The following is an 18,451-nucleotide window of genomic DNA, read 5'->3' on the forward strand; positions in this document are numbered from 1 at the left end:
CGGAGAGAAGGGCGGGGCCAGAGTGTTGCGCAACGGCCTGGAGCCCTGGCACCTGTTGATCCTGGCCGTCGTGGTGGTCGTGCTCTTCGGTTCGAAGAAGCTGCCGGACACCGCCCGCGCCCTGGGGAAGTCGATGCGCATCCCCAAGAGCGAGGCGAGGCCATGAAGGACGAGGAAGCCCGCTGACCCCCCGAGGGCCCGGCACCCCGGACCGGGCACTCGGCCGCCGTTCATTTCACGGCTTGCGCAATCCGGGAACCCAGAAGGCCGCATGGGGCGTTCCTACAAGTAGCGGCCACATGAGTGACAGCAACGCAGCACGGATGACGGATCGAGGGGTCTGCCGATCCGGCGATTACCGATCAGACGTGCGGACCGACGGAACACTGGAGGAAATTCATGGGTGTGAGCCTGGCGAAGGGCGGCAACGTCTCCCTGTCGAAGGAGGCCCCCGGCCTGACGGCCGTGACGGTCGGCCTCGGTTGGGACGTACGGACCACGACCGGAGCCGATCACGACCTGGACGCCAGTGCGCTGCTGTGCTCCGAGGCGGGCAAGGTTCTCTCCGACGGCCACTTCGTCTTCTACAACAACCTCACCAGCCCCGACGGTTCGGTCCGCCACACCGGGGACAACCTGACGGGTGAGGGCGAGGGGGACGACGAGTCGGTCGAGGTCGACCTGGCCTCGGTCCCCGCGGAGATCGCGAAGATAGTGTTCCCGGTCTCGATCCATGACGCCCAGAGCCGGGGCCAGAGCTTCGGCCAGGTGCGCAACGCGTTCATCCGCGTGGTGAACCGGGCGAACGGTGTCGAGCTGGCCCGCTACGACCTGAGTGAGGACGCCTCCACCGAGACCGCGATGGTCTTCGGTGAGCTCTACCGACACGGCGTCGAGTGGAAGTTCCGGGCCGTCGGCCAGGGGTACGCATCGGGGCTGGCCGGCATCGCGTCCGACTACGGCGTCAACGTCTGACCGGGACGGGCCCCGGGCGCCCGGACGACACCACGAGTCGGGCGCCCGGCGGCCCCGCCGGGGCTCCTGGGCCCGGACCCGTGCTCCGTGGCGTTCCGTTCGGGCGTCGGCTGCGCGATCATGTCCGCATGGCCGATCACCACACCCATGTCCTGGACTTCTTCACCCCGCGCGCGGCCGGCTGGGACAGCCGCTTCCCCGACGACGGCCCGGCCTATGCAGCCGCGGCCGGTCTGCTCGGGCTGCGGCCCGGGGACGCCGTGCTCGACGCGGGCTGCGGTACCGGTCGCGCGCTCCCGGCCCTGCGCGCGGTCGTCGGTCCGCGAGGGACCGTGCTGGGCGCCGACCTCACCCCCGCGATGCTGGAGGAAGCGGCACGGGCTGGGCGTGGGGAGAGCGGCACGCTGCTCCGCGCCGACGTCGCACGGCTGCCGCTGCGCGACGGGGCGCTGGACGCGGTGTTCGGGGCGGGGCTGATCTCGCATCTGGCCCGGCCGGAGGCCGATACGGCCGAGCTCGCCCGAGTGGTGCGGCCGGGTGGGGTGCTGGCCCTGTTCCACCCGATCGGCCGGGCCGCCCTGGCCGCGCGGCACGGGCGTAGCCTCACCGACGACGATCTGCGGGCCGAGCCCGTCCTGCGGGCCCTGCTGGCCGGTTCGGGGTGGCGGCTGGACTCCTACACCGACGAGGACGACCGCTTCCTCGCCCTCGCCGTACGCCGACCCTGACGGACCACCAACCCGGCCCCGGCCCCGTACACCCGCTCTCGCGGCGCTACGGGGGCGACCCCCCGCAGCCCCACACGACGCTGCCCGCGACGGCTGCCGCCAGCACATCGGGGCAGTCGAACATGACGTTGTGCCCGGCCCCGGGCGCCTCGATCACCTGCACGCCCGAGGCGACCAGCTCGGCGGCGCCGGGGAGTTCGCCGCTCAGCGCCCCCTGGAGGTAGCTCCGCTCCACCGGCGACTCCAGCAGCATCCGCCGGACGGCCGGGTCGGTCCCCCGCACCAGTCCGGTGGCCGAGCGGTGCAGGGCCAGCGGGTCCGCCAGGCGCATGGTCGCCGCCCAGGTGGGGCCGGACCGCCGCAGGACCTCGGCGAAGCCGCCGCCCTGGACGAACTCCGCCTCCGTGTACGCGGCGATGGAGCTGCTGCCGGCGGTCGGCGACGGGGCCGGATCGAGGTTCGCCTCCGTGAGGACCAGGCCCGAGACGAGATCGGGGCGCCGGTGGGCGAGTACGACGGACACCGAGCCGCCCATGCTGTGCCCGACGATCCGGGCACCACGGACACCCGCCGCGTCCAGGACCGCGGCGAGCGCGTCGGCGTGGTCCTCCAGCGTGTAGCCGAAGTCGGCGGGACGGTCGCTGATGCCGTGTCCGGGAAGGTCGACGAAGAGCGACCGGCGACCGGACAGAGCCGGGTGGGCCGCCACATGGGCGTGATAGACGGCCGCCATCGCGCCCAGCCCGTGCACATAGACCGTGGCCGCCCCCGCGACGCCGCCGTCCCCTCCCCCGCTCCCGGCCGCCTCGGTCCACCTGACCAGACCGCCACGCCCGTCGAACTCGACCTCGTACACCGTGCTCTCCTTTCGTCGCCCGGCTCCGGGCACACCGTGTGGCACCGGCCCGGCTCCACCGTCCGGCCGTGAAAATACCTCGACACCGATGTACTACGTCAACGATGTACTACATCGGCGATGCATCGGCGATAGGATGCGGGAATGCTGGAGCTGGCCATCCTCGGATTCCTCTACGACACCCCACTGCACGGCTACGAGCTGCGCAAACGCCTCATGGCGCTGATCGGGCACGTGCGCCCCGTACCGGAGAGCACGCTCTACCCGGCGATCAAACGGCTGGAGAGGGCGGGGCTGCTGGCCCGGGAGACGCAACCGGGCGCCATAGCGGCACCGCGTCAGGTACTGACCCTCACCGGGACGGGCCGGGCGCAGCTGCTCGACCGGCTGGTGTCCCCGGAGCGTGCGGACATCACCGACGAGAACCGGTGGTTCGTCCTGCTGGCCTTCCTCCGGCATCTTCCGGAGCCCTCGGCGCAGGCGGATGTGCTGCGGCGGCGACTGGTGTTCCTGGAGGAACCCGCGAGCTTCTTCTACGAGGGTGACCGGCCGCTGCGCGCCGAGGAGATGGAGGACCCCTTCCGCAGAGGCGTCCTCACCATCGCGCGGGCGACCGGCGAAGCGGAACTCGGATGGCTGCGGACCACCCTGGAGTCACTCGACGGGCACGTCTGACGGCCGCCGGTGGCCGGGAACCGGGCAGCCACCGACGCCCGGGGTGGGGAACGTACCGAGCGCGGCGATCTCGTAGCCGTCCGGGTAGCCCTTGATCTCGGGGTTCTGGCGTGCGTAGTGCGGCTTGCGACGGGGCGGCAGGAGCCGCACGGCACGGGCGCGCAGGCGTAGGGCGGCCCGGGTCAGCCCGCGGGCCACGGGTCCCGGGCGCTCGTAGCGGAATGCCCTCAGCAGTGAGTCGTCCAGGAGAGCGAGGCTGGCGCCCCGGACCACCGGGGTGAGCGGTGCCGGGTACCAGGAGGCCATGAGCGCCAGGGTGGCGTCGGAGACCCGGCGGGCCCCTTCGTCCCAGCCGAAGTGCTCGCGCTCGTAGGTGTCGAGGGTGCGCTCGAAGTCCTCGTAGGTCTGCGGGAGGTCTTTGATCCCCATCCGGGCACCCAGGGTGCGGTAGTAGGCGGCGAAGGCCCGCAGCTCGTGGTCGGAGAGCCGACGCCAGCCGAAGTCGTCCAGCCAGCGCTTCGGGGTGACGACGAAGGTGCACAGGACGTAGCGCATGTCGTCGTCGCTGATGTCGTAGCTGCGGTGCATCTGGTTGATCCGGCGGACGGCGGTGCGGCCCTCCTCGGTGTCGAATCCGTGCTCCACCACGGTGTCGAGGAGCAGGGCGGTGTCGTCGTACCGTTTCTGCGAACGCCCCGTCAACTCTGCTGTCTCATCGAGGAGTCGGCCGATGCTGGGCACGGCATAGGTGCGGTAGAGGGCCAGTTCGAGGGCGCGGGTGATGTCCCAGGGGAACTCGTAGGTGACGGTGAGGCGGTAGATCTCCAGGAAGTCCCGTTCCGGGTCGAGTCGCTGAATGTCCTTCAGCCGGTCGTAGCGCTGAACCATGCTCTTCCCCTCGCTCGTCCGAAGGTTCAACCTTACGCGGATCGTCCCGTACGTCCCGGTCCTTCCCGGCCACAGTCACCCGGCCGGGGCGTCGGCGGTATCCGGCTCCCGCCTCCTGTCAGGGCCTCGACGGCGGGGTTACCCACTGGTTAAGGTGCGCCGACGGACGACGTGAGGGGAGCCCGGGCGACGGGTGGCCCCGCGATCAGGGATCGGGAATGAGGGGAACGCTGTGGCCGGTGCGGACGCCGACGACGCGCTGCTTGTGCTGACTGCGATGCTGCTGACCCCTGCCCGGTTCCCGAGTGTGCTGGGCGACGACTATGTGGCCGCGTGCGCCGCGCTCGCCCTCGAACCGTACGAGGAGGGTTACGGTCTCGTCCTCGGGCAGGACGACGAAGGGGCGCGCTGGACCGTGGTCGTGGAGGACGTCTCGCTGGTGGCCGTGGCCATCGCCGCGTGGGACTGCGGTATGGAGCACGACCTCTCACCCGACGAGCGCTCCGTGGTGTGCGCGCTGCCCGGCTGGCCACTGGCCCTGGCTGTCGCCGCGCCCGGTGTGCCCGCCCCGCACGACCCGGAGACGGACGGGCTGGGCCCTGCGCCGCTGGCTCCTCCGGACCCGGAGTCCTGGGGTCCCGCGCAACGGCGGCTCGGGGCCGACGAGGTCGCGGAGCGGTGGGCGTTGTGGCGGGAGCAGATCGACGACGCGGCGTTCGTCCGGCCGGACGGTGAGCGGCACGGGGAGGCGGCCGAGGGCGCCGGGCCGGTGAGCGATAGCGGCGGCGGGCCGGGAAACGAAAGCGGCGACGGGCCGGGCAGCGAGAGCACGGTCGGCGGCGGGGGCGCGGAGTCCGGTGCTCCTGCCGCCGGTCGGCACCCCGGCGTACGGCGGGCCCTGTCCGAGGCCCTCGCCTATACGAGGACTCCGCCGCCACCCGGCCGGATCCGCTCCGTCTTCGCCTCCGCCGACACACGCACCCTGCGCGTCGACGGCCCGGGATGGTCGATGGTCGCCAGGACCGACGACATAGCGCTGATCCTGCTGGACGAGGAACCGGGCGCGGTCCTGCCCGTCGGCCGCGGGCCCGCTCTGCCGGGCCTGCTGGGGGCCCTGGACGCGCTGGCTCCGCATCCGGCGTGACCGCGTCCGGCGTGGCGCGCGATCCGGTGTTGGGGCCCCGCTACGAGCGGCCCCTCGGCTCAGCGGCCGATCTCCTTGCGGTTGATCCTGCGGAGCCGGCGTCGCTGGGACGGGTCCAGCAGCAGATAGCCCACGGCGGGAACGCCGATCACCACCAGAAGCGCCCACCAGAATCCGATCAGGGGCCACAGGACGGCCGCAGCCACCACCCCCGCGACAGCGACCTTCGCACCGTTCGACATGGTCCACGCCTCCTTCGCGGCCGGCGCCGCTTCTGTTCTGTCAACGCGTCCGTGCGTGCTTACGTTCCCCCCACTGTCCCCCGTGACGCCCGTCATCGCAGCGGCTCACCGACCTCGTGCATGTGAGCCAGCGCCTGCCGGTAGGACTCGACGAGTCCGGTTTCCGCGTACGGCATGCCGATGCTCCTGCAGTGCGCCTTGACCAGGGGCTGGGCCAGCCGCAGGTGGGGACGGGGCATGCTCGGGAACAGGTGGTGCTCGATCTGGTAGTTCAGGCCGCCGAGGAACCAGTCGGTGAGGATCGCGCCGCGCACATTGCGTGAGGTCAGGACCTGGCGCTGGAGGTGGCCCCAGCGGTCCCCGTCCGGGTCGGGCATCTCCATGCCCTTGTGGTTGGGGGCGAAGGCCATGCCCAGGTGGAGACCGAACAGCGCGTGCAGCAGCAGGGCGAAGACGACGGCCTTGCCCGGGGAGAGGGTGGTCAGCAGCAGGGTCGTGTACAGCGCAAGATGCGCGGTCATCAGCACGGCCGACACGGTCCGCTCCCCCGCCGGCTGACGGCGCAGGTACTGGAACCCGTAGATCTTCAGCGCGATGCCTTCGAGCAGCAGCATCGGGAAGAACAGCCGGGCCTGGTTGCGGGTCAGCCAGCGGGCGAATCCTTCGCGCTGCGCCGCCTGCTTCTGGGTCCAGACCAGGGCGCCGACGCCGACGTCCGGGTCCTTGTCGACGTGGTTGGGGTTGGCGTGGTGGCGTACGTGCTTGTCGTTCCACCACGCCTCGTTCATACCGAGGAGCAGGTTGCCGTGCACCAGGCCGATCAGCCTGTTGGTCTTACGGCCACCGGATATCTGGGAGTGGCCCGCGTCATGGGCGACGAACGCCGTCCGGGTCCACAGGACCGCCAGCGGAAGGGCGAGGAACAGGCTCCACCATGTGTCGCCCAGCAGGACGAACGCCGTGATCACCCCGCCCAGGGCCACCAGGTTGGCCGCGATGCTGATCGCATAGCGGCCGGTGCTCCGTTCGAGAAGGCCCTGCCCCTTCACGGCACGCAGCAGAGGGGCGAAATCGCTGCCGGCACCGGAGGGCCCGGTCCGGTCCGAACTGCTGTCACCGGCGGGATCCGCAACGGTGGCTGTCGCCTGGGGCATGACGTCTCCGGTCTCTGGAACATATGCGCTGACCTCATAAAACGTACGGACCGGAGGCTCGCGACAGCCATGGCGCCACCACCCCGTTCTCCCTGGGGCAGACCCCCGTGCCCCAGGGTGGTGCTGGCTGCACCTACTCCATCGGAGAGAAGAACAAGTGAGGCAGATCACAGGATGGAACGGCACGCCGCGAAGTGGGGTGGAGTACCCTCGGCGACCCCGACCCACTAGTCAAATTTGAGGAATCTGACATCGCTGTGCACCGGCACCCCGCGGCAACGCCTTCCGAGATTTCCGAGCTGTCCCGCTGCTCCGCGGTCTTCATCCCCGCGGATCCGTCCCGTACCGGCCTGATCGCCTTCTGGAACCCGGACGGTAGCACCCCTCCCGACGCGCCCGGGATCTCGTCGGAGCTCATCGTGGTCGGGGCCGACCTCCGGCGCCGTGCCGTGCCCGCCCTGCACCTTCCCGTACCGGAGGCCCTGCCGGTGCTGACACGGGCGCGGGCCGACAGCCGGGCCTCCCCCGCGACCGCCTTCTGGGGCGCCGCCGCGCTGCTGGGCCTGCAGTTCGTCGCCCGCGGTCTTCTGCTGCCGGGACTGAGCCCCACCGACCAGGACGCCTGGCGGGTCGGGCCGCTGGGCGCCGGGGACCTGGAGCGGATCCGAGAGCTCGCGGCGTCGATGCCGCCCGCCGCTCACGCGACCCCGCTGGATACCGGTGCGACGACGGACGGGCTGCTGCTGCCCGAACCGGAGCGGCTGCTGCGGGCGTTCCTGGACGCGGTGGCGGACGGGCTGCCCCGGACGCCCGCCGCCGGGTTCGCCGCGGCGGGCCCCGCGTTCGCCGCGCGGGAGCCGCAGCACCTGCCCGAGGGGCGGGCCTGGGCGGCCGATGTGGCGGCCGGTCACGACGCGGGCGTACGGCTCTCGTTGCGTATCGAGGTCACCGGAGCGGCCTCGCCGAGCACCGAAGTCACCGGAGCGGCCTCGCCGATGACCCAGGTCGCTGGAGCAGCCGCGCCGAGTACCGTAGCCCCTCTTCATGACGGTGCGGAGCCTTCGTTCCGCGCCGTGCTGCAGATCCACAGCGTCAGCGACCCCTCTCTGGTGGCCGACGCGGCCGAGGTCTGGGCGGGCGGCACGCGGAGCGCCAAGGCGTTCGGGCCGCGGGCCCGGATGGACGCCCTCCTCGCCCTGCGCCGCGCCGCCCGCGCCTGGCCGCCGCTGGCGCCGCTGCTGTCGGCCGCGGTGCCGGACGCGGTGGAGCCGGCCGACGAGGAGATCGCCGAGCTGCTGGGGCCCGCCTCGCGCGCTCTGGCCGCCACGGGTGTGCAGGTGCACTGGCCCAAGGAACTGGCGAGGAAGCTGACCGCACGCGCGGTGATCGGCCCGGCCGACGGACAGGACGCCGGCGGCGAAGAGGGGGACGGACAGCGGGGGCGGACCGTCGCGGACACCCCGTCGTTCCTGTCCGCCGACGCCCTCCTCGCGTTCGACTGGCGGTTCGCCCTGGGCGACCAGCAGCTGAGCCGCGAGGAGCTGGACCGGCTCGCGGAGTCGAGCAGGCCGATCGTTCGGCTGCGCGACCAGTGGGTCCTCATCGACCCGGAGGAGGCGCGGCGGGCCCGGGAGACCCAGGACCGCAAGATCACGCCCATGGACGCGCTGGGCGCGGCGCTGACCGGCTCCACCGAGGTGGACGGGCGCCGGGTGGAGGTCGCGGCGACCGGCCGGCTGGAGCAGTTGCGCAAGCGCCTGGCCGATCCGGAGTCCGCCTCCCAGCAGTCGGTCGGTCAGCCCGAGGCGCTGACCGCGACACTGCGCGACTATCAGTTGCGCGGCCTGAACTGGCTGAACACCATGACCTCGCTCGGCCTCGGCGCCTGCCTCGCCGACGACATGGGCCTGGGCAAGACGATCACCCTCATCGCCCTGCATCTGCACCGCCAGAGCGACCGGGACGCGGCCGGTCCGACGCTGGTGGTGTGCCCGACCTCGCTGATGGGCAACTGGCAGCGGGAGATCGAGCGGTTCGCCCCGGGCACCCCCGTACGCCGCTTCCACGGCGCGTCGCGTTCCCTGGAAGGGCTGGTGGACGGCGAGTTCGTCCTGACGACGTACGGCACGATGCGTCTCGACGCGCCCCGGCTGGCCGCCGCGTCCTGGGGCATGGTCGTCACCGACGAGGCCCAGCACGTCAAGAACCCGCACTCGGCGACGGCCAAGCAGCTGCGCACCATCGGCGCCCGGGCCCGTGTGGCCCTCACCGGCACCCCGGTGGAGAACAACCTGTCCGAGCTGTGGGCGATCCTCGACTGGACGACACCGGGGCTGCTGGGCCGGCTGGGCACATTCCGTACCCGGTACGCGGCCGCCGTCGAGGGCGGCAACGACCCGGGGGCCGCCGAGCGGCTCGCGACCCTGGTGCGCCCGTTCCTGCTGCGCCGCCGCAAGTCGGATCCGGGGATCGCCCCGGAGCTGCCGCCGAAGACGGAGACCGACCGGGCGGTGTCGCTGACGGCCGAACAGACCGGCCTGTACGAGGCGGTGGTCCGCGAGACGCTGGCCGAGATCTCCGGCGCGGACGGGTTCGAGCGGCGGGGGCTCGTGGTGAAGCTGCTGACGGCGCTGAAGCAGATCTGCAACCATCCGGCGCAGTACCTGAAGGAGGAGCGGCCCCGGATCGCGGACCGCTCGGGGAAGGTCGAGCTGCTGGACGAGCTCCTGGACACGATCCTGGCCGAGCAGGGCTCCGTACTGGTGTTCACGCAGTACGTACAGATGGCCCGGCTGCTGGAGGAGCATCTGGCCGCGCGCGGGGTGCGTACGCAGTTCCTGCACGGCGGTACGCCGGTGGCGCGCCGCGAGGAGATGGTGAACCGCTTCCAGGCGGGCGAGGCTCCGGTGTTCCTGCTCTCCCTGAAGGCGGCGGGGACCGGGCTCAACCTCACCCGGGCCGGTCATGTCGTGCACTTCGACCGCTGGTGGAATCCGGCGGTGGAGGCACAGGCGACGGACCGGGCCTACCGGATCGGGCAGACCCAGCCCGTCCAGGTGCACCGGCTGATCGCGGAGGGCACGATCGAGGACCGCATCGCCGAGATGCTCGCCCGCAAGCAGGGGCTCGCGGACGCGGTGCTCGGCTCCGGGGAGTCGGCGCTGACCGAACTGACGGATGCGGAACTGGCCGATCTGGTCGAGCTGCGAGGGGGCGCACGATGAGCGACGACTACGAGATGGACGCTGCCGACGGTGGCAGTGGAGCGGACCGTGCCGAGGTCACGTTCGCGCCGCTGCCGCCCGCACGGGGCAAGGGTTTCGCGACGTCCTGGTGGGGCCGGGAGTGGCTGAAGGCGCTGGAGGACACGGCTCTGGACGGTGAGCAGCTCAAGAAGGGGCGGCGGCTGGCCAGGGAGGGCTGCGTCGGGGCGGTCTCCGTGCGCCCCGGCCGGATCACGTCCGTCGTACGGGACCGGGACGGGACGGGCTACCGGAGCGATGTGCTGCTCCAGGAGTTGAGCGACGAGGCGTGGGACCGCTTCCTGGACATGGCGGTGGACCGGGCCGGGCACATCGCGGCGCTGCTGGACCGTGAGATGGAGCCGCACCTGGTGGAGGACGCGGCGGGTGCCGGGGTGGATCTGCTGCCCGGTATCGGTGATCTGGAGCCGGAGTGCAGCTGCGGGACCTGGGACCACTGCCCGCATTCGGGTGCCCTGTGCTACCAGGTGGCGCGGCTGCTGGACGCGGACCCGTTCGTCCTGCTGCTCATGCGGGGGCGCGGCGAGCGGCGGCTGCTTGACGAGCTCCAGGTCCGCAGTACCGCCCGTGCGGTGCGGGGTGGGGAGGGCGACGCGCCGGAGGGCGTGGACCGGGAGGCATACGGGGTTCCGGCCGGTGAGGCGTACGCGGCGGGCTCCATACTGCCGCCGCTGCCCGGCCCGCCGCCGGTCCCCGACGAGCCGGGGGTGCCGCCGTCACTGGACACGGAGGCGGGCCCCGCGCCCGGTCTCGACCCGGCGGCGCTGGAGGTCCTGGCCACCGACAGCGCCGTACGGGCCCACCGGATGCTGCTGGAGGCGCTGGCTCCGGGGCACGAACGGCAACCGGTCGCGGCGGAGCTGACGCCGGAGCAGGACGCGGTACGGCTGGCCGCCGACGCCCGGCCGGAGCCGTGGATCGCGACGCGGCTGGCCAGGGGGTCCGGCCGGCCGCGCGCCGAGCTGGAGTCGGCGGTGCGCGCCTGGCGCTACGGAGGGGCCGCCGCACTGGCGGTGCTGGACGAGGAGTGGGACCCGGACCCGGACTCCCTCGCACGGGCCCGTGCCCGGCTCGCCACGGCCTGGGAGGAGGGCGAGCGGCCGCAGTTGCGGGCGGTGCGGGCCCGCTGGACGGTGGCGGGCGCCGACCTCCAGCTCCGGTACGACCGCGACGGCCGGTGGTGGCCGTACCTCAAGGAGGGCGGCCGCTGGGTGCCCGCGGGCCCGGCGGACGACGACCCGGCGAGTGCGCTGGCGGGGGCTTCGGCCGGGGGCTGAGGCTGGTCGGCGGGCGTGGGGAGCGGGAACCTTCTCACGTACACAACCCGGAACCGGCGCCTTCTGCGTGACGTCATCAGCCTGAGACGGCTTCGGCCTCCTCTTTCCCTCACGCGTCAGCCATGAAGCGACCCCGGCCTCCACAGGAGTGCGATGCACCGCAGAAGTCTCCTGCAGGGAGCCGCCGTCACCGCGGCGGCGGCCCTGGTTCCGGCGTCGGCACGGGCCGTGGCGGCCCGGGCCGCCGCCGCGGACTACCCGACGGCTCTCTGGGCACCGGCCCACGCGGCGAACTACACCGTCCCCTCGCACCCTTCCGAGCGCCGGATCGACCGTGTCGTCATCCACGTCGCCCAGCAGATGTTCACACCGACGATCGGCATCTTCCGCGATCCGTCCAAGCAGGTCTCGGCCCACTACGTGGTGCGTTCCGGTGACGGTCATGTCGCGCAGTGCGTGAGGGAACAGAACATCGCCTGGCATGCGGGCAACTGGGACGTCAACACCCGCAGCATCGGCATCGAGCACGAGGGGTGGGTGGACCGGCCGGAGTACTTCACCCCCGTCATGTATCTGCGCTCGGCACGGCTCACCGCGGACATCTGCGAACGGCACGGCATACCCAAGGACCGGGCGCACATCATCGGCCACCACGAGGTGCCGGGCAGCGACCACACCGACCCCGGTGTCCTCTGGGACTGGGAGCGCTACCTCCGGCTCGTCAGCCTCTCCTGAGCCCTCGCCGATTACCCACCGCAGCCAGGTTGTCGCGGAGACCGGTGGCGACGACGATGGGGAGGCGGGACGGCCGGACGGCCCCGGACGGAGGGTGAGTTGACGGACCCCTGGGTGGCTCTGGCCGCTGATACGGACCCCGGTGAGCAGGTGGGTGCGCTGCGCCGCGCGCACGAGGTGTTCACGTCGGCGGGCCGGCTGGAGCGGCGGGTCCGTACGGTGGTCGGCGAGTCCTGGCTCCGCTCGGCACGGGCCCGCGTCAGCCCGGACGGCGCGCCCGTGGTGGAGTTCGGTGCGGACGAGCTGGGGCCCTACCGCGAGGCGCACCCGCTGGCGCGGGCGATGCCCGTGATCCGTGAACTCATGGGCGCGCACGCGACGGACGGGGAGCATCTGCTGGCGGTCTGCGACGCCCACGGCAGGCTGTTGTGGGTCGAGGGCCATGCGGCGGCCCGCCGCCGGGCGGGCGCGATGAACTTCGTGGAGGGCGCCCGCTGGGCGGAGAGCGTGGCCGGGACCAACGCGCCGGGCACGGCCATCGCGATCGACCGCCCGGTGCAGGTCTTCGCCGCCGAGCACTTCCTGCGCCCGGTGCAGCAGTGGACGTGCGCGGCGGCCCCGCTGCACGACCCGCACACCGGCCGGGTGCTGGGGGCGGTGGACATCACGGGCGGCGACCGGCTGGCGCACCCGCACAGTCTGGCCTTCGTGCAGGCGGTGGCGCGGGCTGCCGAGTCGCAGCTGGCGCTGCTGGCACCGGCGGCGGACCGGGGATCGGTCCGGCTGAGTGCGCTGGGCCGGGACGAGGCGCTGCTGGTGGCCGGGGACCGCAGCATCCGGCTCAGCAGGCGGCACAGCGAGATCCTCGTCGCCCTGGCCCGCCGCCCGGAGGGGCTGAGCGGGGAGGAGCTGCTGATCGATCTGTACGAGGACGAGTCGGCGCCCCCGGTGACGTTGCGGGCCGAACTCTCCCGACTCAGGCGGCTGCTGGGCCCGGACCTGCTGCACTCGCGCCCGTACCGGCTCGCCGCGCCGGTGGACGCCGACTTCGACACCGTGGCGCGCCGGCTGGGTTCCGGGGCGGTGGCGGCGGCGCTGGATGCGTACGCGGGCCCGCTGCTGCCGGGTTCGCGCGCCCCTGCCGTCGTACGGCTGCGCCACCGCATCGCGGACCAGTTGCGGGCCGCGCTGATCGCCCGGGGCGATCCGGGGCTCCTGGCCGACTGGGCATACAGCCCGTGGGGCGAGGACGACCTGGCGGTGTGGCGGGCGCTGGCGGGTGCGGTGCCGCCGGGGCAGCGGCCCGCGCTGCTGGCGAGGGTGCGGGGGCTGGACGCGGAGCAGGGCGGCTGAGGCCGGGCCGCCGCGGGCCGCGTGGGCGGCGCCCCGTACCGCAACGGTGTTGCAACGTCTCTCCTCCTAGCCTCGCGCCGAGGGCCGTCCAAGGGCGGGCGGCACCGGATCCGGGAGGCCACAGAGATGACCCGTTACGCTGCGCCGGGCACCGAAGGCGCGATCGTCACGTACGCGTCCCGCTACGACCACTGGATCGGCGGCGCGTACGTCCCGCCGGTCCGGGGCCAGTACTTCGAGAACCCGAGCCCCGTCAACGGCCGCCCCTTCACCGAGATCGCCCGCGGCACCGCCGAGGACGTCGAACTGGCCCTGGACGCGGCGCACTCGGCCGCACCCGCCTGGGGAGCGACCTCCGCGGGCGACCGGGCGGCCGTCCTGAACCGGGTCGCTGACCGCATGGAGGCGCATCTGGAGGAGCTGGCGGTCGCCGAGAGCTGGGAGAACGGAAAGCCGGTACGCGAGACGCTGGCCGCCGACATCCCGCTGGCCATCGACCACTTCCGCTACTTCGCGGGGGTCCTCCGGGCCCAGGAGGGCTCGCTCAGCGAGCTGGACGAGGACACCGTCGCGTACCACTTCCACGAGCCGCTGGGCGTGGTCGGCCAGATCATCCCGTGGAACTTCCCGATCCTCATGGCCACCTGGAAGCTGGCCCCCGCGCTGGCCGCGGGCAACGCGGTAGTGCTGAAGCCGGCCGAACAGACTCCGGCGTCGATCCACTTCTGGATGAGTCTGGTGGCCGATCTGCTGCCGCCGGGGGTCATCAACATCGTCAACGGCTTCGGCGAGGAGGCCGGCAAGCCGCTGGCCTCCAGCCCGCGCGTCGCGAAGATCGCGTTCACCGGTGAGACCACGACGGGGCGGCTGATCATGCGGTACGCCTCCGAGAACCTCAAGCCGGTCACGCTGGAGCTGGGCGGCAAGTCGCCGAACATCTTCTTCGACGACGTCTCCCGCAGCGACGACGACTTCCTCGACAAGGCCCTCGAAGGGTTCACGATGTTCGCCCTCAACCAGGGTGAGGTGTGCACCTGTCCGTCGCGCGCCCTCATCCAGCGGGGGCACTACGGCGCGTTCCTGGAGGCCGGGATCGCCCGCACCGAGAAGATCGTGCCGGGCAACCCCCTGGACACCGAAACGATGATCGGCGCGCAGGCGTCCGACGCCCAGCTCCGGAAGATCCTCTCCTACCTGGAGATCGGCCAGCAGGAGGGCGCGAAGATCCTCACGGGCGGTCGGCGCATCGAGCACGGCGGCGAACTGGCGGGCGGCTACTACGTCCAGCCGACGGTCTTCGAGGGCGACAACCGGATGCGGGTCTTCCAGGAGGAGATCTTCGGCCCGGTCGTGGCGGTGGCCTCCTTCACCGACTTCGACGACGCCATCACAACGGCCAACGACACCCTGTACGGGCTCGGGGCCGGCGTGTGGACCCGCGACACCAACACGGCCTACCGGGCGGGCCGCGCGATCAAAGCGGGCCGGGTCTGGACGAACTGCTACCACGCCTATCCGGCGCACGCTGCGTTCGGAGGCTACAAGGAGTCGGGCATCGGCCGGGAGAACCACAAGATGATGCTGGAGCACTACCAGCAGACGAAGAACCTTCTGGTGTCGTACTCGGCGAAGAAGCTGGGCTTCTTCTAGGCACATTAAAAGGGCGCCTGACCAGGGGATTTCCCTGGCAGGCGCCCTTCGTTGCGCACATTGGACCCGTGGGTCGAATTACGAGGCTACTCCCGATATCTCCCACCGCTGTCCCACCTCTGACCAGCTGTTCCGGGGCATTTCCGGGCCAAGGTCCGACCCGGGCGCCCTACGCACCGCTCTCCGGCTCCCACTGCCGCATCGACTCCTCTATCAACGTGTTGGCGTGGTTGCGCGCCTCGGCCAGGAACTTGGCGTAATAGCGGAAGAGGACCTGGATGCTCTGCCCTGCTCTGCGCGCACACTCCGCAGGGTCGACGCCGGAGGCGAGCCAGAACGAGATTCCCGCGTGGCGCAGGTCGTAGGGGCGCTTCGCCAGCGCAAGAGCGTGCTCGTCGAGGGTGAGTGTGGCCTCACGTGCCCGTCCCCATGTGATGCCGTACGCCGCAGCCTCGATGTAGATTCCCGCCGCGTTGCGAAACAGACGTCCGTCAGGCGCGACACCGAAGCGTTCTATGTGCTCGCGCAGCATGCGGACAAGCACGGGCGGGATGGGCACCGGACGCGTGGCTTTGGCGGCCCGTCGTTTCAGTAAGTGGATCTCGTGGACGGCGCCGTCGTTCGTCCACGCCTTGCCGGCCGCCACGACACCGCCCTTGAGGTTGAGAAGACCCCACCCGCTGGCCGGCAGGCGGCACTGGGACTGCTGCAGGTGCATGACCTCAGCGGGGCGCATGGCGGCGTAGTACATGCAGCCGAAGAATGCATAGAGGTGCGGGCCGCGACCGGGCAGAGCCTTGACCGCGGACAGCAGACGGGCCACCTGAGCCGGGTTGGGCACACAGTCTGGATCGACCTCGTTGGCGACCGTCGGAGCAGACCACCGAAGGCCGGTGAGTGGATTCGCGTTGAAGTACCCGCGTTCCACCGCAGTACCGAACACCTCGTTGACCGCAGCCTTCTTACGCTTGACCGTCTTCGCAGCAGCAGCACTCCCATCGACCTTGCGGCACAGAGCATCGAGACCCCGGCGCAGCACTTCGGGCTCCTCCGACTCGCTGACCGGCAGCGAGTGACGCTGCAGCCAGTCGAGCGCGGCCTGCCACTCCTCGGGAGGGTCCGCCTTCCAGGCGTGCTTGTTGAACGCCCACGAGTACAGTGCCCGCCGCAGTTCGCGAGGGGCGCGGGACATCAGCTCGGGCTCAACGAAGGCCGGGGTGATGGTCGCAAGGGCGTCAGCGAGTGTGCGACGCGTGGTTCCCGGCGTGCGATCCCACCGCTGCTCGATGTACTCCCTCGCCAGGACATACCAAGTGGTGCGCTGCTTCAGGGTCCCGAGTTCGGAGGCCGGAGGGCCAGTCCGGACATCAAACGGCTCGCCGTCACGCGCGGCGGTCATGAGCTTGGATCGTCGACTATCCGCGAGTCCCTTGGTGAGGAAAGACTCGGATTTCTCCCTTCCGTTGACTGTCCAGCGAACCTCGAAGCCCTTGCGGCGATCCGCACGCTCGCGGAGCTCCCAGAACCGCACTTTGTAACTCATCGTCATTCAGACGTATCCCTTTCGCACGCCGCCCACCACGCATCGAGATCGGCGCGACGGCAGCGCAGTTCACCATTCGGAAGTTTGAGCATCCGGGGGGGGCCAGACCGCGAGCACGCAAGCGGTATTGATCAGAAACTCATGGGGTTCTCGTCCAGGACGTAGCGAACATGAGGGCCACCGAAGTAGCCACGGACGATGTGCGGCTGTCGTTGTCGCCTGCGGAAGAACCGGCGGGTCTCGGCGGCGAGTTCGGCCTGGCCGCGAGCTCGGTGCTGCCTGGGCAGGCTGTGTTTCAGGTCTGCGTTGACCAGCTCGTCGGGGTTCAGCTCGGGCGAGTACGGGGGCAGGAAGTGCAGCTCGATGGCGCCGGGGTGGGCGGTCAGCCAGGCCCGGACCTTCTTCGAGCGGTGGGCGGAGTGCCCGTCGACCACGAGGTGGATCTTGTGGTCGAAGTGGCCGGCGAGCCGGTCCAGGAAGCGGCACATCACCTCGGCGGTGAAGCTCTCGGTAAAGACCATGAAGTGCATCCGCCCCTTGGTACTGATCGCCGACATCGCGTTCACCGAAAACCGGTTGCCGCTCCTGCGCACGATCGGCGTCTTCCCCTTCTCGCCCCAGGTCCGGCCTGTGACCTGGTCGGAACGGATGCCGACCTGATCGGCGAAGAGGACCTCGCCACCCTCGGCCTTCGCCTTCGCACGGATCTGGGGCCAGGTCTCGGCATGCCAGCGCGCAACGGCCTGCGGGTCCTGCTCGACAGCCCGCTTGTCCGGGCGCTGGAAGGACAGCCCCCAGCGCTTGAGGTACTTGCCCACACCGGGCTCGGTCAGCTTCACCCGGTACAGCTTCGCGATCAGCTCACCGATCAGCCGGCGCGTCCACAGCTGCCCACAAAGACCCACCTCGCTGGGTCGGTGGTCCAGAACGGCCTGCCGCACCGCGGCCTGCTCGGCCTCCCCGAGCACCTGATGCACCCCGGCCGGCTTGCCCCGAGGTTGCCTCACCAACGCGTCCCGGCCACCGGCCTGCCACTTCGCCCACCACTTGTCGACGGCCTTCAGCGAGACCCCGAACACCTCAGCCACGTCCTCACGGTCACGGCCTGCCACCAACGCAGCCACCGCACGCAACCGCAGGGCCTCCTGCGCCGACGGCGACAGATGCCGCGCGTCCCCTACCAGATCGCTCACGCCCCTCCAACGACCCAGAACTCAAACCGTTTCGGATCAATACAACCGGCGCCGTCGCCACTCCGCACTCGGCTACCGCACACCGGCCGAGTTCGAACAACAACTCAACACGACACGTACGCTGTCGCTCGTCGCATGAAACCCGGTGTCCACTCCCCGGGATCAACCTCAGGGTGCTCCTCTCCCGGCGGCACGGCCGTCGGCCACGGCTTCCCGTCGTCCTCGGCGGCGGGTTCCTGGTCCTCGTTGTTCGCCGCGGGTGGCCATGACTTCCCGTTGAGGTAGGCGCGGACCTGTTCCTTGTCGTACAGGCGCAGCGCTCGCCCGGGTTGACCACGGATACGCGGGCGCGGAGGGCGGCACTGTGGCGGCGGCGCCAGGTGTGGACCGGCAGGCCGGCGCCGATGGCGATGTCGTCCTCGGACCGACACTTCCGCCTGGTCTGCGGGTATCCATGCCCACGCCGTGGCCGCTGCGCTCACCACCGCCTCGGGGGAAAGGGCCAGGAGCGCGGCCCGGCCGAAGAGCCTGACAGGACGTCCGCAAGTTCCCCAAGGAGAGCGTCCTGCTCGGCCTGCGGACCCAGTCCATCAGCAGGTGGCCGCGGCGGTGTGCGACCGGGTCGTGGAAGTCGCAGGCGCGGCAGCTCGGCCGAGGTGAGCGACGTGCTGTCGAGCCCGGGGATGTGCCCGTCACCCTCGGGGCCGTAGTTGCGCGCAGCCTCCTGCCTCAACGTCTGCTGAAGTCGGCGAGCCGGAGTCCCTGTGCGGTCCGG

At 71.4% G+C, this 18,451-nt stretch carries 15 protein-coding genes and 2 pseudogenes; 10 read left to right on the forward strand and 7 right to left on the reverse strand.

The genetic code is table 11. From position 1 onward, the window contains the following. Positions 1 to 22: 22 nt before the first annotated feature. The 3 genes and pseudogenes from tatA (at position 23) to ACK8N7_RS02090 (ending at position 1,703) form a co-directional block, all read left to right on the forward strand. Positions 23 to 186, forward strand: a pseudogene (tatA, locus tag ACK8N7_RS02080) (Sec-independent protein translocase subunit TatA). A gap of 213 nt (positions 187 to 399) precedes the next feature. Further along, positions 400 to 975: a TerD family protein gene (locus tag ACK8N7_RS02085; RefSeq protein WP_403217888.1), complete on the forward strand. Its 576-nt coding sequence runs from the start codon at positions 400 to 402 to the stop codon at positions 973 to 975. A 128-nt stretch (positions 976 to 1,103) separates the two neighbouring features. Next, positions 1,104 to 1,703 carry a class I SAM-dependent methyltransferase gene (locus ACK8N7_RS02090; protein WP_500440580.1) on the forward strand — a complete coding sequence of 200 codons (600 nt, stop codon included), beginning with the start codon at positions 1,104 to 1,106 and terminating at the stop codon, positions 1,701 to 1,703. A gap of 46 nt (positions 1,704 to 1,749) precedes the next feature. Here ACK8N7_RS02090 and ACK8N7_RS02095 read toward each other — a convergent pair whose 3' ends face one another. Next, positions 1,750 to 2,559 carry an alpha/beta fold hydrolase gene (locus ACK8N7_RS02095; protein ID WP_403217890.1) on the reverse strand — a complete coding sequence of 270 codons (810 nt, stop codon included), beginning with the start codon at positions 2,557 to 2,559 and terminating at the stop codon, positions 1,750 to 1,752. A 144-nt stretch (positions 2,560 to 2,703) separates the two neighbouring features. On the opposite strand from ACK8N7_RS02095, the gene ACK8N7_RS02100 reads away from it, so the two are divergent. Beyond that, positions 2,704 to 3,234: a PadR family transcriptional regulator gene (locus tag ACK8N7_RS02100; protein WP_500440582.1), complete on the forward strand. Its 531-nt coding sequence runs from the start codon at positions 2,704 to 2,706 to the stop codon at positions 3,232 to 3,234. On the opposite strand, the gene ACK8N7_RS02105 is transcribed toward ACK8N7_RS02100, so the two are convergent. After that, positions 3,214 to 4,122: an oxygenase MpaB family protein gene (locus ACK8N7_RS02105; RefSeq protein WP_500440584.1), complete on the reverse strand. Its 909-nt coding sequence runs from the start codon at positions 4,120 to 4,122 to the stop codon at positions 3,214 to 3,216. The genes ACK8N7_RS02100 and ACK8N7_RS02105 overlap by 21 nt on opposite strands. Positions 4,123 to 4,354: 232 nt before the next feature. Between ACK8N7_RS02105 and ACK8N7_RS02110 the strand changes: the two genes are divergently transcribed. Then, positions 4,355 to 5,266 carry a hypothetical protein gene (locus ACK8N7_RS02110; protein ID WP_500440586.1) on the forward strand — a complete coding sequence of 304 codons (912 nt, stop codon included), beginning with the start codon at positions 4,355 to 4,357 and terminating at the stop codon, positions 5,264 to 5,266. Positions 5,267 to 5,325: 59 nt separating this feature from the next. On the opposite strand, the gene ACK8N7_RS02115 is transcribed toward ACK8N7_RS02110, so the two are convergent. Continuing rightward, a complete protein-coding gene (locus ACK8N7_RS02115; RefSeq protein WP_403217894.1) occupies positions 5,326 to 5,508 on the reverse strand; it encodes a tail-anchor membrane protein in 183 nt (60 codons plus the stop codon). A 92-nt stretch (positions 5,509 to 5,600) separates the two neighbouring features. Further along, positions 5,601 to 6,662: a fatty acid desaturase family protein gene (locus ACK8N7_RS02120; RefSeq protein ID WP_500440588.1), complete on the reverse strand. Its 1,062-nt coding sequence runs from the start codon at positions 6,660 to 6,662 to the stop codon at positions 5,601 to 5,603. Between the two features lie 257 nt (positions 6,663 to 6,919). On the opposite strand from ACK8N7_RS02120, the gene ACK8N7_RS02125 reads away from it, so the two are divergent. The 5 genes from ACK8N7_RS02125 (at position 6,920) to exaC (ending at position 14,940) form a co-directional block, all read left to right on the forward strand. Then, the gene (locus tag ACK8N7_RS02125) at positions 6,920 to 9,886 is read left to right on the forward strand and encodes an SCO1167/SCO6262 family helicase (RefSeq protein ID WP_500440590.1); all 2,967 of its coding nucleotides are present in this window, start codon (positions 6,920 to 6,922) and stop codon (positions 9,884 to 9,886) included. Beyond that, positions 9,883 to 11,202: an SWIM zinc finger family protein gene (locus tag ACK8N7_RS02130; RefSeq protein ID WP_500440592.1), complete on the forward strand. Its 1,320-nt coding sequence runs from the start codon at positions 9,883 to 9,885 to the stop codon at positions 11,200 to 11,202. Before ACK8N7_RS02125 ends, ACK8N7_RS02130 begins: the two co-directional genes overlap by 4 nt. 153 nt (positions 11,203 to 11,355) lie before the next feature. After that, entirely contained in the window at positions 11,356 to 11,937 is a 582-nt protein-coding gene (locus tag ACK8N7_RS02135; protein ID WP_500440594.1) for an N-acetylmuramoyl-L-alanine amidase, read from the forward strand. Between the two features lie 99 nt (positions 11,938 to 12,036). Beyond that, entirely contained in the window at positions 12,037 to 13,290 is a 1,254-nt protein-coding gene (locus tag ACK8N7_RS02140; RefSeq protein WP_500440596.1) for a GAF domain-containing protein, read from the forward strand. Positions 13,291 to 13,416: 126 nt separating this feature from the next. Next, positions 13,417 to 14,940, forward strand: coding sequence for an acetaldehyde dehydrogenase ExaC (exaC, locus tag ACK8N7_RS02145; RefSeq protein ID WP_500440598.1), 1,524 nt, complete (start codon positions 13,417 to 13,419; stop codon positions 14,938 to 14,940). Between the two features lie 169 nt (positions 14,941 to 15,109). Here exaC and ACK8N7_RS02150 read toward each other — a convergent pair whose 3' ends face one another. The 3 genes and pseudogenes from ACK8N7_RS02150 to ACK8N7_RS02160 all read right to left on the reverse strand — a co-directional run bounded on the left by ACK8N7_RS02150 (position 15,110) and on the right by ACK8N7_RS02160 (position 17,676). After that, positions 15,110 to 16,489, reverse strand: a complete 1,380-nt coding sequence (locus ACK8N7_RS02150; RefSeq protein ID WP_500440599.1) for a tyrosine-type recombinase/integrase — start codon at positions 16,487 to 16,489, stop codon at positions 15,110 to 15,112. Next, positions 16,486 to 16,610 (reverse strand): annotated as a pseudogene (locus ACK8N7_RS02155) (helix-turn-helix transcriptional regulator); the annotation flags it as partial. The pseudogene ACK8N7_RS02155 and the gene ACK8N7_RS02150, both read right to left, overlap by 4 nt. Positions 16,611 to 16,614: 4 nt before the next feature. After that, on the reverse strand, positions 16,615 to 17,676 hold the full coding sequence (locus ACK8N7_RS02160; protein WP_500440601.1) for an IS630 family transposase: 1,062 nt from the start codon (positions 17,674 to 17,676) through the stop codon (positions 16,615 to 16,617). Positions 17,677 to 18,451: the final 775 nt, after the last annotated feature.

This window comes from Streptomyces griseobrunneus (genome assembly GCF_046713465.1).
Classification (GTDB): Bacteria; Actinomycetota; Actinomycetes; order Streptomycetales; family Streptomycetaceae; genus Streptomyces; species Streptomyces microflavus.

Excerpts from the sequence above, each read along its gene's own strand:
- ACK8N7_RS02130 (WP_500440592.1), top strand. The coding sequence starts at position 9,883 with ATGAGCGACGACTACGAGATGGACGCTGCCGACGGTGGCAGTGGAGCG.
- ACK8N7_RS02115 (WP_403217894.1), bottom strand. The coding sequence starts at position 5,508 with ATGTCGAACGGTGCGAAGGTCGCTGTCGCGGGGGTGGTGGCTGCGGCC.
- ACK8N7_RS02120 (WP_500440588.1), bottom strand. The coding sequence starts at position 6,662 with ATGCCCCAGGCGACAGCCACCGTTGCGGATCCCGCCGGTGACAGCAGT.
- ACK8N7_RS02100 (WP_500440582.1), top strand. The coding sequence starts at position 2,704 with ATGCTGGAGCTGGCCATCCTCGGATTCCTCTACGACACCCCACTGCAC.
- ACK8N7_RS02135 (WP_500440594.1), top strand. The coding sequence starts at position 11,356 with ATGCACCGCAGAAGTCTCCTGCAGGGAGCCGCCGTCACCGCGGCGGCG.
- ACK8N7_RS02090 (WP_500440580.1), top strand. The coding sequence starts at position 1,104 with ATGGCCGATCACCACACCCATGTCCTGGACTTCTTCACCCCGCGCGCG.
- ACK8N7_RS02085 (WP_403217888.1), top strand. The coding sequence starts at position 400 with ATGGGTGTGAGCCTGGCGAAGGGCGGCAACGTCTCCCTGTCGAAGGAG.
- ACK8N7_RS02105 (WP_500440584.1), bottom strand. The coding sequence starts at position 4,122 with ATGGTTCAGCGCTACGACCGGCTGAAGGACATTCAGCGACTCGACCCG.
- ACK8N7_RS02150 (WP_500440599.1), bottom strand. The coding sequence starts at position 16,489 with ATGACGATGAGTTACAAAGTGCGGTTCTGGGAGCTCCGCGAGCGTGCG.
- exaC (WP_500440598.1), top strand. The coding sequence starts at position 13,417 with ATGACCCGTTACGCTGCGCCGGGCACCGAAGGCGCGATCGTCACGTAC.